At 62.2% G+C, this 14,404-nt stretch carries 10 protein-coding genes; 7 read left to right on the forward strand and 3 right to left on the reverse strand.

Going from position 1 to position 14,404, the window contains the following annotated elements; all coding sequences use genetic code 11:
• Positions 1-241: 241 nt before the first annotated feature.
• From GJV26_RS13515 to GJV26_RS13525, 3 genes are all read left to right on the forward strand, one after another.
• Positions 242-2,872, forward strand: a complete 2,631-nt coding sequence (locus GJV26_RS13515) for an AAA family ATPase (RefSeq protein ID WP_155709259.1) — start codon at positions 242-244, stop codon at positions 2,870-2,872.
• Between the two features lie 111 nt (positions 2,873-2,983).
• Positions 2,984-5,266, forward strand: coding sequence for an nSTAND3 domain-containing NTPase (locus GJV26_RS13520; RefSeq protein ID WP_155709260.1), 2,283 nt, complete (start codon positions 2,984-2,986; stop codon positions 5,264-5,266).
• 651 nt (positions 5,267-5,917) lie between these two features.
• Positions 5,918-6,196: a hypothetical protein gene (locus tag GJV26_RS13525; protein ID WP_173346200.1), complete on the forward strand. Its 279-nt coding sequence runs from the start codon at positions 5,918-5,920 to the stop codon at positions 6,194-6,196.
• A gap of 176 nt (positions 6,197-6,372) precedes the next feature.
• Here GJV26_RS13525 and GJV26_RS13530 read toward each other — a convergent pair whose 3' ends face one another.
• Positions 6,373-7,248: a LysR family transcriptional regulator gene (locus GJV26_RS13530; protein ID WP_155709261.1), complete on the reverse strand. Its 876-nt coding sequence runs from the start codon at positions 7,246-7,248 to the stop codon at positions 6,373-6,375.
• Between the two features lie 98 nt (positions 7,249-7,346).
• Here GJV26_RS13530 and GJV26_RS13535 point away from each other — a divergent pair, with 98 nt between their 5' ends.
• Positions 7,347-8,636: an SGNH/GDSL hydrolase family protein gene (locus tag GJV26_RS13535; protein ID WP_155709262.1), complete on the forward strand. Its 1,290-nt coding sequence runs from the start codon at positions 7,347-7,349 to the stop codon at positions 8,634-8,636.
• On the opposite strand, the gene GJV26_RS13540 is transcribed toward GJV26_RS13535, so the two are convergent.
• Both GJV26_RS13540 and GJV26_RS13545 read right to left on the reverse strand, forming a co-directional pair.
• A complete protein-coding gene (locus tag GJV26_RS13540) occupies positions 8,621-9,226 on the reverse strand; it encodes a TetR/AcrR family transcriptional regulator (RefSeq protein WP_155709263.1) in 606 nt (201 codons plus the stop codon). The genes GJV26_RS13535 and GJV26_RS13540 overlap by 16 nt on opposite strands.
• A 57-nt stretch (positions 9,227-9,283) precedes the next feature.
• Positions 9,284-9,964: a type 1 glutamine amidotransferase domain-containing protein gene (locus GJV26_RS13545; protein ID WP_155709264.1), complete on the reverse strand. Its 681-nt coding sequence runs from the start codon at positions 9,962-9,964 to the stop codon at positions 9,284-9,286.
• Positions 9,965-11,003: 1,039 nt separating this feature from the next.
• Between GJV26_RS13545 and GJV26_RS13550 the strand changes: the two genes are divergently transcribed.
• The 3 genes from GJV26_RS13550 (at position 11,004) to GJV26_RS13560 (ending at position 14,297) form a co-directional block, all read left to right on the forward strand.
• Positions 11,004-11,219, forward strand: a complete 216-nt coding sequence (locus GJV26_RS13550) for a TOBE domain-containing protein (RefSeq protein WP_130186902.1) — start codon at positions 11,004-11,006, stop codon at positions 11,217-11,219.
• A gap of 103 nt (positions 11,220-11,322) precedes the next feature.
• Entirely contained in the window at positions 11,323-12,507 is a 1,185-nt protein-coding gene (locus tag GJV26_RS13555; protein WP_229427911.1) for a sigma-54 interaction domain-containing protein, read from the forward strand.
• A 266-nt stretch (positions 12,508-12,773) separates the two neighbouring features.
• On the forward strand, positions 12,774-14,297 hold the full coding sequence (locus GJV26_RS13560) for an amidohydrolase family protein (RefSeq protein WP_229427910.1): 1,524 nt from the start codon (positions 12,774-12,776) through the stop codon (positions 14,295-14,297).
• Positions 14,298-14,404 lie beyond the last annotated feature (107 nt).

The following is a 14,404-nucleotide window of genomic DNA, read 5'->3' on the forward strand; positions in this document are numbered from 1 at the left end:
TCAGGTCGACTTGTTCTTAATGCTTGGCCAGCGCGGGGCGTCCTTATAGTTGCGAAAAGACGACCACCAATTGTAACAAACCATCCCGAGAGCGCGGCGACAAGCCACCAATGGCCCGCAGAGCGCTTCTGCTATCTCCCCGCTAGAACGCTGCGGCTGATTTTGTCGACGACAAGCTCGACTGAAAAAAGATTTGGGGTAACATCAATGAAAAATTAGAAATATCTAATTGGGGACTCCAATGGTCTTATTACACGACATTCTCGCCTGGTCGCAGGCAAGTTTAAAGCCCTGGCAACAGGACGCCGTACGACGCCTTTTCCAGCACAGCATCACCGCCGATGCCATCGAAGACCTGTACGCGATGCTCAAGGACGGAGTCGGCCTTCTCGATCCGCAGGGCCGGAAACCCCAGCCCCTTGTAGCCGAGCACCTGCCGGTCGTCGCGGCCAATGGCGACGCAACGATTCTGATTTCCATGGGCGACGTGCGCAACGTGAATCGACTCGCCCCGCAGCAGGTGCTACAGTTTTCGCCGAAAGGAATGACCGTGATCTACGGCACGAACGGAGCCGGGAAATCCGGGTACGCGCGGGTGCTGAAGCGGGCGTGCCGCGCCAGGGACGTCACCGAAGACGTGCGGGCGAATGCCTTCGAGAAGCCTGCCCCAGGCCTAGTGCCGCAGGCCGAATTCAAGATCCAAGTCGGAGGAAACGCTGGGACCGTCTCGTGGTCCAAGAACAAGCCGGCCCCGGCTGAGCTGGCGACCATCGCGGTCTTCGACACCCACTGCGCGCGAGCCTACCTGGATCATAATCAGGACATCGCCTACCTGCCGTCAGGTCTCGACGTGGTGGAAAACCTCGCCCAAGTCGTGATGCCCAAGCTGCTCGAAAAACTGAGCGCCGAGATTCAGGCGACCGATACCTCCAAGGACGCGCTGGCCCACATGGCAGGCAATACAAAGGTCGGCAAGCTGGTGAATATACTAAGTGAGAACACCCCGCCGGAGGAAATTGAATCGCTGGCCATGATGGGCAAAGAAGACGTCGCAAGGATGGAGACGCTGGGCAAGACGCTAGCCGAAGCGGACCCGGAGGCGAAAGCGACCCAGTGCCGCCTCGCTGCTGGCCGCATGGCAGGCCTGAAGAAGAGGATCGACGTGGTAGCCGCATGGGTCAAGGACGAAGCGGTGGAAAAGCTGCGCAAGCTCGACGACGAAACCCTGGCAGCCATCGCGGCCGAAGCCAAGGCTGCAGGCGAGCTCCGCGCCGGGGAGGAACTGCTGCCGGGCACCGGGGACGCCGCCTGGAAGGTCCTGTACGAGGCAGCGCGTGAATTCTCGATTGCCGAGGCCTACCCGGAAATGGAGTTCCCTCACGCCCACGACGGTGCGAAGTGCGTCCTCTGCCAGCAGGAACTCGAGAATAACGCCGGAGTGCGCCTGGCTCGCTTCGAAAAGCACGTGCAGGAGAGCGTGGCAAAGGTCGCGCAAGAAAAAAGGGAACAGCTTGACGCGGCAGTTGCGAAGATCACCGGCGCCGCGCTGGCCCTCGAGCTCGATGATGCACTCAAGCAAGAAGTCTCCGGACTCGATCCCGAGCTTCCTGGAATGATAGAGTCTTTCGACAAGGCCGTCCTGGAACGCCAGACATGGCTCCTTGGCGCGCAGAAGAGCCACTCTTGGGAGGACATACCAACCTTCCCTGCCGATCCGCGACCGAAGCTCGAGGTCATCGCTGCGAACTTCACCGCGCAGGCGGAAGAATTCGACAAGGCGACCGACGACAAGCAAAAGGCCCTGCTGAAGGCAGAGCTCGGCGAGCTGAGCGCCCGCGCGGCCCTCGGCCCATGCAAGCAGACAGTGCTGGATCTCGTGAACCGCATGCGAGTGAAGGCGCTGCTCACGAAATGCAAGGACGAGCTGAAGACGAAGCCGGTCTCAGACAAGGCAAAGGCATTCGCGAGCAGCGCCGTGACGGCGCCCCTACGGGCAGCGCTGAAGGAGGAGTTCGAAGCCCTGGGCGTGTCGCACGCGATGCCGCGCCTGGACGAAAGCGTAGAGAGGGGGAAGATGAAGCACAAGCTTCAGCTCGACCTAGCGGTTCCCGCGCAGATACGCGACATTCTCAGCGAAGGCGAGCAGAGGGCGATAGCTGTCGGGGCCTTCCTGGCGGAGCTCGTGACGGGCGGCCACAGCGGCGGGATAGTCTTCGACGACCCCGTGTCATCGCTCGACCACATCCGACGCCAGCACGTAGCGCGCAGGCTCGTGAAGGAAGCGGCGAAACGGCAGGTGATAATCTTCACTCACGACACCACGTTCCTGGGCGAGCTGAACGATCTGCTAGAGCAGCACGGCACGGAGCACGCGATCCACCACCTGTTCTGGGAAGGCGCGCACTCTGGAAAGATAAACGCGGGACTGCCTTGGCACCACCAGACGTTCAAGGACCGGATCGACAAGCTCGAGCAGGCCCAGAAGAAGCTCGAAAAGTCGTGGCCGCCCTACCCCGACGAGGAGCAGTCCGCCGCCATGCGCACGCAGTACAGCATGCTTCGCGCCACCATCGAACGCCTGATCCAGGATCTGGTGTTCAATGGGGTAGTTGTGCGGTACCGAGACTGGATCAAGGTCGGCAACCTCGGCGAAGTAGTGGGTTTCGACGACGCCGACTGCAAGGAAATCGAACGCCTGCACAAGGCATGCTGCGACGTCACGGAAGCGCACGACCCGGCGTCAGGAAAGAACGCACCGGTACCGAACGCGCAACAGCTTGGCGCAGAGATCGCCGCGCTCGCAGCAGTGGCGCAATCGATCAAGTCGAAGCGAGAAGCGAAGAAGAAGGCAGCCAAGGGCGGCGCTCCGTAAGGCTGCGTTTCTCGATAAGGCGTTGCCTGCAAGCGGCCCTACCCGTGCCAGGTCAGGGGCATTCACGTCTAGGACACCTACGAACGATTTTTCCTAAGCAAATCTAGAACAATGTACGATCTGCACCGCCTCGGATGGAACAGCTTCCAGCAGCTCTGCCTCACCATAGCCCGTGAGGTCCTCGGCCAGACGACGCAGTCCTTTCTGGACTCAAACGACGCCGGGCGGGACGGTGCCTTCGCCGGGCAGTGGGAGCCAGCGCCCGGGCAGTCACTCTGCGGGAACTTCGTAATCCAGTGCAAGTTCTCAAGCAAAGCGGGCTATCTACTTTCCGTATCCGACATCGCCGGCGAGCTACCGAAAGTGAGCAAGCTCGCCGCCGGCGGGCTCTGCGCCGTCTACGTGCTGATGACAAACGCCGGCGTCTCAGGCAAGCAAGAGGCCAGCATTAGGTCCGCACTTCTGGGCTCGGGAGCTAGGCACGTCCTCATATACGGCTCGACATGGATAGAAGAGCAGATCAGAGAGAACACGAGGCTCAGGATGCTGGTGCCGCGCCTGTACGGCCTGGGGGACCTGAGCCAGATCCTCGACGAGCGCGCCTACGCCCAGGCGCGCGCCGTCCTCGAGTCGCTGAGGGAGGACCTGGCCAAGGTCGTCATCACGGATTCCTACCGCAAGGCCGTCAGCGCCTTGGACGAGCACGGCTTCGTTCTGCTGATCGGCGAGCCGGCGGCGGGAAAAACGACGATTGCGTCGATGCTCGCCATGGCGGCGGCTGACAAGTGGAAGTCATCGGTGCTGAAGCTCGCGGATCCAGGGAAAGTCGTCGAGCGCTGGAACGTGGACGAGCCATCGCAGTTTTTCTGGATTGACGACGCGTTCGGCGTGACCCAGTACGAGTCGCCCCTGGTGCACGGATGGAACCATTCGCTGGCGCAGGTGCGGGCGATGCTGCGAAAGGGCGCGAAGATAGTCATGACTTCAAGGGACTACATTTACAACCGCGCCCGCCAGGATCTCAAGGAAAGCGCGTTCCCCCTCCTCGGTGAAAGCCAGGTCGTAATCGACGTACACGACCTGTCCGAGATCGAAAGGCAGCAGATACTCTACAACCACTTGAAACTCGGAAGGCAGCCGGCCTCGTTCCGCGAGGCGGCAGAGCCTCATCTGGAATACGTCGCGGCGCATGCACGGTTTATCCCGGAAACCGCGCGCCGCATCGCCGATCCCCTATTTACCAAGGAGCTCTATCTCAGCGAATACCACCTGGGGCAGTTCGTAGAGAAGCGTGAGCAGCTCCTGCTGGAAGTGATCCAGGGCTTGGACGCGAGCAGCAAGGCGGCGCTCGGCCTGATATACATGAGGAAGGACAGCCTCGACAGCCCCGTTGTCCTGGAGGGCTCGGAACCCGAGGCGCTGGGGCGCCTCGGCAGCACGCTGGGAGAGTGTATCGCGGCTCTCGGCGCGCTCAACGGCAGCCTTGTGGCGCACATGCAGACAGAGGACCGGAACGTCTGGCGCTTCAAGCACCCGACCATCGGCGACGCCTATGCTGCCACGCTCGCCTTCAGCCCGGACCTGCTCGGCATCTTCCTAATCGGCAGCTCGACCCAAAACCTGATTTCGCAGGTGACCTGCGGCAATGTGGGCGTTGAGAAGGCTGTGGTCGTCCCAAAGTCGCTTTTCCCGTCGATGTCCGCGCGCTTGCGGGAATTCTCAGCCAGTGACAATTACAAGACCGGCTGGATGTCCTCTTGGGGAGCTAGGCGTGCGATATACCTGTTCCTCGCCAGCCGCTGCTCCAAAGAATTCCTGGCGTTGTACATCGAGCAGGACCCTGACATCCTGACGCGCGTATCCAAGCCCGGGCTTAGCCTCAGCGTAGTCGCGGAAGTTGACCTTGCCGTTCGGCTACACGGCTTCGGGCTCCTGCCAGAAGCCAATCGGAAGGAGTTTGTCGAGGCAGTTAGCGGCTACGCTATCGATGGCCGCGACATGCACGCGTTGCGAGACACAGGGATACGTAGCGTATTCACGGACAAAGAGTTCGACGATTTTGTCGAGCGGGTGCGCACGGACCTGCTTCCCAATCTGGACCAAGTGCGCATGAACGCGCAAAGCGAGCATCAGTCCGACGTTCCTCCGGACGAGCACATGCAGGACGTTCTCGAGTCACTAAATACGCTTGGGAGGTACTTCAGCGACGATCACGGCGCAGTAAAGGCTATTGAGCGGGAAACGCGTCTTGCCAACCAGTGGATTGACGAGACTGAGCCGCCAGAGCCAAAAGTGGGTCCACGGGCCTTGGGAGCAGTGGAACCGTCCGAGGAAAGGCGCGGCACCAGAAGCATCTTCGACGACATCGCAGACGACGGCGATTGTGCAGCATAGGCGCGTCGTCGCTGATCCGCGCGAACGGCACCATCACTGAACTTGTGGCCAACTATATTGTTGCAAGATCTCTGGGAATAGTCTGACGGGGCCGACTTGTGTTCAACATTATTTCCTGTGCAAGTCGCGCAGGATGTGCGTAAACTGTTGTTTTAGTTGAGCCGTTTGTGTTCGACTTTATTGTTCGTGCACAACGCCTGTGGCTAATAAAGCCGACCACAAACAACAAAGTCTATCAAAAAATAATAAAGTCCATTATCAGCCTGCAACATGAAAGATTTTTGGATAAGTGCTGCTATGGCTAAAAAAGTCGGCCATAAAACGGCTTTAATGGGCAGGATAGTTATGCTGACGCTAAATTGACCTTATTGTCAGGGAAAACGCTACCTGTACAGGGTGGCGTTTTTTTTTGTCCTGCATCGCCCCGGACCATCCAAGCATTTGCACACGACTTCCTGCCTGCGGCACATAACCTGGCCCGGCCCGATCGCTGCCGTGCGGCTCCGCACTGTTGCCGCTACCGCCGCAGCCGCCGGGGCCTGCTCTGCTAGAATCTCCTGGCAGGACCGAGCGCCGCCTGTTGCGGTTGGGTTTCCGTATTCTCCAGCGAATCCACATTGGCACGGATACTTACCCTCGAAAGGAATTACCTTGAAAAACTATATTGCATTGTTATTGGCGAGCCTGACCTTCATTGGCGGGACGGCAAATGCGGCGGGATGTATCAAGGGCGCAGCCGTGGGCGCTGTCGCGGGCCACGTTGCCGGCCGCCATTCCGTGGTTGGCGCTGTCGGCGGCTGCGTCGTGGGCCGTCACATGGCCAAGAAAAAGGCACGCCAGCAAAAGGAAGCAGCAGACCAGGCAGCCAAGGCGCAAGCTGCGCAGGCGCGCCCGGTACAACCGGCCGCACAGCCGGCGCCAGCGAGATAATATCGTTGGCATGTCGTACCGGCCCGCTGCCGGGACGACATGCCGCACGGTGGAGGAGCCGCCAGGCAAAGCCGGCCCAGGATAATTTTTTACCCAACGACAGAGCCCGGTGGTTGCCGGGCTTTTGCTTTGGTGCCTGCGGGTTCCCTGCCTGGATAACACACCAGGCACGCCGGTCAGAACTGCCCCAAGATGAAATCAATGAACAGTCTGCTGCGCAGCGGCTGATACCGCCGCGACGGATAAAGCAGGTGAAGATCCTGGTGCCGCGCCGACCACTCCGGCAGCACCCGTACCAGTTGGCCGCTGTCGAGCAAATCGCGCACCAGCCAGTCCGGGCAGATGCCGATGCCGCCACCGAGCACCAATGCTTCGCGGATCGCCAGCGCGTTGTTGACGCGGAACCTGCCCGCCGCAACGCATTGCGCCTGTTCCCCGCCGCGATACAGGTCGATCGTATTTCCCGGCGTCCACGCAAAACGCACGAAGTCGTGCCCTGACAAATCGTCGACCACCGATGGCATGCCGCGTGCCGCGAGATACACCGGCGCAGCCACCAGGAAGCGTTCCACGGTCGCCAGGTGCCGGCCGATGGCATCCGGCGGCAGTGCGCCGCCGAGCCGGAACGCGATATCGACACCCTCCTCCACCAGGTCGACGAAGCGGTCGTTCAGGATGAGTTCGACCTCGATGGCCGGATGGTCCGCCAAGAATCGCTGGACCATCGCATTGATGCGGTATTGGCCGAGCGCCACCGGGGCATTGATGCGCAGCAGTCCGGAAGCCTGCCCGGTCATCCCTTGCACGGCGCCCACCGCGGCGTCGAACTGCTCGAGCACCAGCTTCGCATCGTGATAGAAGCGCTTGCCCTGCTCGGTGGGCGACAGGCCGCGAGTGCTGCGTTCGAACAGGCGCACCGCCAGGTGCTGTTCCAGCTGGGCCAGCAGTTTGCTCACGGTTGGTTGCGTGGTGCCGGATTCGCGTGCGGCCGAGGACAGGCTGCCCAGTTCGAGCGTGCGTACAAAGGTGCGCATCGCGCGCATCGTATCCATGCAGGGCATTCCAAAAACGAATGAGTGATAGTCAATCGTACCATCTTCATCATCACCTTCGAATGGCCTATCGTGGACTTCTTTAAACGAAGGAGTTCATGATGATTGCGAATTTTCGGCATGCCGCGCTGCTGGTCGTTGCCATGGCGCTTGGCGGCCAGCCACTGGCAAACGCGTCCGCACCGACCGACGGGCAGTGGGTCACGTCGTGGTATGCGGCGCCGCAGCCGGGGTGGGACAGCAGCTTTCCGCTGCCGATGAACGTGCCTGCGTACCTCGACAACCAGTCGCTGCGCGACACCGTGCGGCTGAGCGCCGGTGGGCGGCGTATCCGGCTGGTTTTTTCCAACCGGTATGGACGGGAACCGGTCGCGCTGGGTGCGGTGAGCGTGTGGCTGGCGGGTGACGACCATCCGGCGCAAACGCTGACTTTTTCAGGAAAGGCCGGGATCGCCATCCTGCCGGGCGCCGCCGCGACGAGCGATCCCGTTGCGCTCCATGTGCCGGCGCTGGCACGGCTTGTCGTCACCAGCTGGCTCCCTGCGCACACCGCCGTGCAAAGCTTTCACTGGGGTGCGCAACAAACGATCCAGGTAGCTCCCGGCAATGCGACCGCCGCCGCGGGCTTTCCCGCCGGCGCCACTGTCGCGGGCCGGGTATTCCTGAATGCCGTCATGGTCGATGCCGGCAAGCACAGCCGAACGGTGGTGACGCTCGGCGACTCGATCACGGATGGCAACGGCTCCACGCCGGATGCCGATCGCCGGTGGCCGGATTTCCTCGCGCAACGCCTGGCGCCGCATGGTATCGCCGTGGCCAATGCCGGTATCTCGGGCGCGCGGCTGGCCAGGGACGGCATGGGCCGAAACGCCCTCGCCCGGTTCGAGCAGGACGTGCTCAGCCAGCCGGGTATTTCGGATGTGATCGTTCTGCTCGGTATCAACGACATCGGCTGGCCGGGCAGCCCGTTCGCCCCCGCCGAGAGCGCCGCGACACTCGATGAACTCACCGCCGCGTACCGCCAGCTGATGGCAGCCGCGCATGCCAGGGGAATCCGCGTCACGGCGGGAACGCTGCCGCCGTTCGAAGGCGCACTCGAGGGCACGCCCTACGCGGGCCACTACAGCGCCGCCAAGGAGGCGATGCGCCAGCGGCTCAACGACTGGATACGTGGTGCCGGCATCTTCGACGCTGTTGTGGACTTTGATGCGGTGCTACGCGATCCGGCCAGGCCCCGGCGCATGCAGGCGGGGTACGATTCGGGCGACCACCTGCATCCGGGCGATGCCGGCTACCGGGCGATGGCCACGGCAATCGACCTGTCGGCGATGTTACGCGGGATGGAAAGGGACGGGCGGGCTTTCCCCCGCGATCAGCCATCCAGGTGAAGCAATTGCCGCGTCACCGCCATGGCGGAATCGAACGGCCCCGTGCCCCGCACGATCTTGACCATCACGCTGGCGCCCAGCCACAGCTGGTAAAGGCTGGCCGCCACTTCTTCCGCGCGGTCGTCGATCGCCAGCGAACCTTCGTCGACACCGCTGTCGATGGCGGCGGCCAGCCGCGACATGATGGCCGAGGTGCCGTGGTCCAGCACGGTACGCATCGCCTCGGACAGGTCGGCAACCTCGGCGGCCAGCTTCACCGCCAGGCATTTCCCCTGGCAGTCCTGGAACGACTGGTTGGCTTGCCATGCATCGAAGTAGCGCACCAGGCGTTGTGCCGCGGTTGAACCGGTCTTGGCGAGCATCTGGTCCATGTCCGCCAGGTAGTCGTCGAAGTACCTCGACAGCAACGCTTCGCCGAAGGCGTCTTTCGAACCGAAGTAGTGGTAAAAGGATCCCTTCGGCACCTTTGCCGCCGTCAGGATCTCGTTCAGCCCGACAGCCGAAAAACCTTTGCCGGACATGATGCTCTGCCCGACAGCAAGGATGTGGTCGCGGACGTCGGAAGACGTGTGATCGTGAAGTTTCGCCATGGCCGAGACTATATCGGGGGCTAGACCGGTCGTCTAGCCAATCCCTTCAATGGGCAATCAGCCGAGCCGCTTGAGCAGCGCCGCCGCGGTGGCGGCGGACGAGGCCGGATTCTGGCCGGTGATCAGCAGGCCATCTTCCACCACGTACGATGCCCAGTCCTCGCCCTTCGAATACACGCCGCCCTTGGCCTTGAGTTCGTCTTCGACCAGGAACGGCACGATCTCCGTGAGCCCCACGCCGTCTTCCTCGGTGTTGGTGAAGCCGGTAACCTGCTTGCCTTCCACCAGCGGCCGTCCGTCCGGTGCCTTTACATGGCGCAGCACGCCGGGCGCATGGCACACCAGTGCGACCGGTTTGCCTGCCTCGATGAAGGCTTCGATCAGGGCGATCGAATTGCCGTCTTCGGCCAGGTCCCACAGAGGGCCATGGCCGCCAGGGTAGAACACGGTATCGAAGGCGGCCTGGTCGACCGTGTCGAGGCGCAACGTGGCGGCGAGTTGCGCCGTGGCTTGCGGGTCCTGCTCGAAACGGCGCGTCAGGTCCGTCTGGAACGATGGCTCATTGCTCTTCGGGTCCAGCGGCGGCTGGCCACCCAGCGGCGAGGCCAGCACGACTTCCACGCCGGCATCCTTGAAGGTGTAATACGGCGCGGCCAGTTCTTCGAGCCAGAAGCCGGTCTTGCGGCCGGTATTGCCGAGTTCGCTATGCGAGGTCAGTACGATCAAGACTTTTTTCATGCTGTTCTCCAGATGGTGAAGTGAGTTAAATAGACCGGTCGTCTAGAAAATTATTCAAGATGGCGCGTGTTTCAGGCATTTAGCATGCTGTTACCGGATTTGCTGCACACGTACGTCACTATAGAATCAATTAGACCGGTCGTCTAGTGATTTTTCAGGGAATTTGAAGCTTCCAAATGAAAAACGCCACGTTGACGTGGCGTTTCCTCTCGACGGCGGCTGGTGCCGCATCGGTTCCGTGCATCAGCGATGCATCAGAAAATCAGGTAGATCAGCACCAGCACCACGGCAGGTACACCCAGAAGCCAAGCCAGCAGATACTTACCCATGATCGTTCTCCTTCTGAAGTGTTGTAAAGATGACTTCATCTTGCGGGACCATAGCAAGGCCGTCGGTACGTTACAGCACGCTGAGCAAGAATTCTCCTGGCAGCCAGGGCACGCATTCGGGTCGCGCTGCAGCGCAACGCAACCTGCCGAGCGGCTTGCCCTCCGACTTGCGTGCAGGTCGATGTGCAGCCAGCCGTCCAGCTCGCAATTGCAGCTCGCAGTGCAGCTCGCCGTCCAGCTTATACGCAATCCGTATAAACATTTGTAAAACGATTAGTTCTTATTTTTCAAGCATTTCTTTACTCTGGTCACACTACCGAATCGCCAGGGGAGCAGGACCATGCAAAAGCAGCCAGCCCATTCCGTGCCAGTGCCGGGACACCGGGCGATGCGTGCGTCCATGATGCGGGCCCGATGTAGCGGCTGGCGTAGCGACGCAGGGTAGGACTGATTGCAGAAAATTGAAGCACGCAACTGAAGCACGCAACAGTAGCAAGTACTGAGCCGCAGCGAGCGTCGCGCTCTTTTCATCCCAGCCTATCCATGCCGCCACCACGTTGTGGCGAAAACAGCCATCGACCCGATGGCCGGGAAGGTTCTCGTCCCCACCCGGATACGAACCTCGAGCCTGGCACACCCCGCCGGGACCCGCATCACGCATTCCACAGTTCGAGTTTTACCGTTCCACCACGCTCACCCAAGGAGAAATCATGAGCATCAAGGCAATCAACGTTCGAAACCAGTTCCGCGGCAAGGTCAAGGAAATCATCGATGGCCCGGTTGTTTCGGAAGTCGATATCGAAACGCCGGCCGGCATCGTCACGTCGGTCATCACCACCCGTTCGGTGCGCGATCTCGGCCTCGCACCCGGCGTGGAAGTGGTGGCCCTGGTCAAGGCGACCGAGGTTTCGATCGCCAAGCTGTAAACGCCGCGACCGCAATCGCTTGCTGCTTCCCTGCCGGTTCGGTGCTTGAGAGCTCCGGTTTGCCGGCAACATCGCGGTCCGGCACCATTCTTTGCGAGGCACTGTGAACAAGGTACTGACTTTTCCCGATTCGTTCGGGATGGCGCTGTCGATCCGCGCCAAGGCACTGTTATTCCACGATCCCCGTTCCCTTGCACTGCTCGAGCAGGTGGAACGCATTGCGCGCAGCGATGCCACCGTGCTCGTCATCGGCGAGACCGGTACCGGCAAGGAGCTCATCGCCCGCCATATCCATGCGCAGAGCGAGCGCACCGGTCCGTTCATCGCCGTCAACTGCGGCGCGTTTTCCGAATCGCTGATCGATGCCGAACTGTTCGGCCATGAAAGCGGCGCCTTCACCGGCGCCACCCAGGCCCGCTCCGGCTGGTTCGAAGCCGCCAACGGCGGCACCCTGTTCCTCGACGAGATCGGCGACCTGTCGATGGCGCTGCAGGTCAAGCTGCTGCGCGTGCTGCAGGAGCGCCAGGTGGTGCGCCTGGGCTCGCGCCGGCCAATTCCGCTCGACGTGCGGCTGGTCGCGGCCACCAATGTCGACCTGCACAAGGCGATCGCCGCCGAGCGTTTCCGCTCCGACCTGTATTACCGGCTCAGTGTCGCCACCGTCAATCTGCCGCCGTTGTACGAGCGCCCTGGCGACATCCTGCCGCTGGCACGCCACTTCATCGGGCTGTATGGCGCGAAGATGAAGCTCGATGGCGTGGAGCTGGAAGCGGATGCGACGGACGCGCTGCTGGCCTACGACTGGCCCGGCAATATCCGCGAGCTGGAAAACGTCATTCACTATGCGCTGATCGTGTGCCGACAGGGGCGCATCCGCGCGGAAGACCTGCGCATCGGCGGGCGGCTGCCCGGCCACCGCGCGGCGGCGCCTGCGCCTGTACCGGTACCCGTACCGGTAGCGGCGCAATTGCCCGATCCTTGCCGCGTGATGCCGCCGGCGCACCAGGATACCCCCGCCGGAACGGTGTCCGGCCTCGAGCGCCTCGACAGCCTGCTGAACGACCTGGTGGAAGCCGGCGAACCGGCGCTGTTCGATACCGTCGAGGAGCGGCTGATCCGCGCCGCGTTCGCCGCGTGCGAGCAGAACCAGGTGCAGACCGCGAAGGCGCTGGGCATCAGCCGCAATGTGCTGCGTACCCACCTGAAGCGATTCGGGCTGATCGGTGGCGAGCCGATGGATGCCCGCCTCGAACCCCGCGAATTCCACGGCATGCCGGCAGCGCAGTAACGCCTCCGGCGCCCCGCGCCGGAATTGCCGCTTTTCCGCCATACCTTCCGCCGGCCCCTCTTTTTCGCCGGACCCTCTTTCCTTCCCCGCTCTTCCCTGCTTCGTTCGCCACACCTGTTGCGAGGCTGTGCGCCAGCCAGCACGGCCTGTGCAGCATCCAACAGCTTTGCCGCGCCGGAGTGCCGGATTCCCCGTTTTTTGCATGGCACGAATGCTGCAATGGAGAGGGTAGCTCCGCCCCGCCCCCACATCATTGGAGAACTACAGTGAACGACCGTCTCGATCGCCTCAGCGCATCCCCTTCCGTCGCCGTCAAGCAGAAACTCGATTTCCCGGTCATCGATACCGATGTCCATACCAACGACTACACGCCCGATCTCGAGGATTACGTGGCCAACTACGGCGGCGTGAAGCTGGTCGATGCGCTGCGCAAGGCCTCGGCATCGCGCATCGGCCGCGGCGGCATCGGCAACGGCAAGAACTGGTATGAGCAAACGCCGGAAGAACGCCAGTACTACCGCACGATCCGCGCGCCATGGTGGGCGCGCGTCACGAAGAACACGCTGGACGTGGCCACTTACCACCTGCCGGAACTGCTGTACGAACGCCAGGAAGAACAGGGTTCCGATTATTCGATCCTGTTCCCGAACAACGTGCTCGCGCCGCTGGGCGTGCGCGACAAGGACGACCGCACGGCACTGCAGCGCGCCGTCAACCACTACCACGCCGACCTGTATCGCAAGTACAGCGACCGGCTCACGCCGGTGGCCGGCCTCGGCCTGCATACCCCCGAAGAAGGCATCGCCGAGCTGGAATTCGCGATCAAGACGCTTGGCCTGAAGGCCGTCAACATCGCCGGCAGCGTGCGCCGCCCGATCCGCGCGCTGGCCGACAAGTACCCGGCCGCCGACCATCCCGAACTGCAGAAGTACATCTCGTACCAGGACTTCTACGGCATCGACAGCGAGTACGACTACGATCCGTTCTGGGCCAAGGCCGTCGAACTGGGCGTGCCGATCCTCACCCACTATGGCAGCCAGGGCTGGACCGGCCGCAGCTCGATCAGCAACTACATGAACAACCACATCGGCCACTTCGCCGACGGTTCCGAGGCCTTCGCCAAGGCGCTGTTCTTCGGCGGCGTCACGAAGCGCTTTCCGCAGCTGCGCGTGGGCCTGCTCGAAGGCGGCGCGGACTGGGGCGCGCGCGTGTTCACGCACCTGGTCGACCGCTGGGAAAAACGCAGCCTGGAAGGCCTGAAGAACTACGACCCGGCTGCCACCGACCGCGCGCTGCTGACCGACCTGTTCGCCCGCTACGGCGCCGACCTGACGAAGGGCCGCTCGATCGAAGGCGAAGACCTGATCCGCGACACGCTCGGCGCCGGCTACACGGCCGGCTCGCGCCAGCCGCAGGGCCTCGAGCTGGAAGACTTCGCCAGGGCCGGCATCGAAAGCGTGGAAGACATCAAGGCGCAGTGGGTCGACAACTTCTTCTTCGGTTCCGAGTCCGACGACCGCACGATCGCCACCGCGTTCAACGACAAGTCCAACCCGCTGAACACGAAGATCAACGCGATCTACTCGTCCGACGTGGGCCACTGGGACGTGCCCGATCTCACCGACGCGCTGGCCGAAGCCTATGGCCTCGTCGAGCAGGGCGTCATCAGCGAAGCCGACTTCAAGGCCTACGTGTTCACCAACCCGTACAAGCTGTACACCGAAGCCAACCCCGACTTCTTCAAGGGCACCGCGGTGGAAGCGAAGCTGAAGGCGAACCCTCAACGCTGACAACGGCCGGGCCCGTGTCACTCTGGTGCCAGGCACCAAAGTGACACGGGCTCAACGGTTGACAACCAGTTCTGTGCCGCTGGTAAAGGAAAAAGGCCATACCCGAA

Origin of the sequence: Pseudoduganella dura, from assembly GCF_009727155.1 — a bacterium.
Classification (GTDB): domain Bacteria; phylum Pseudomonadota; class Gammaproteobacteria; order Burkholderiales; family Burkholderiaceae_D; genus Rugamonas; species Rugamonas dura.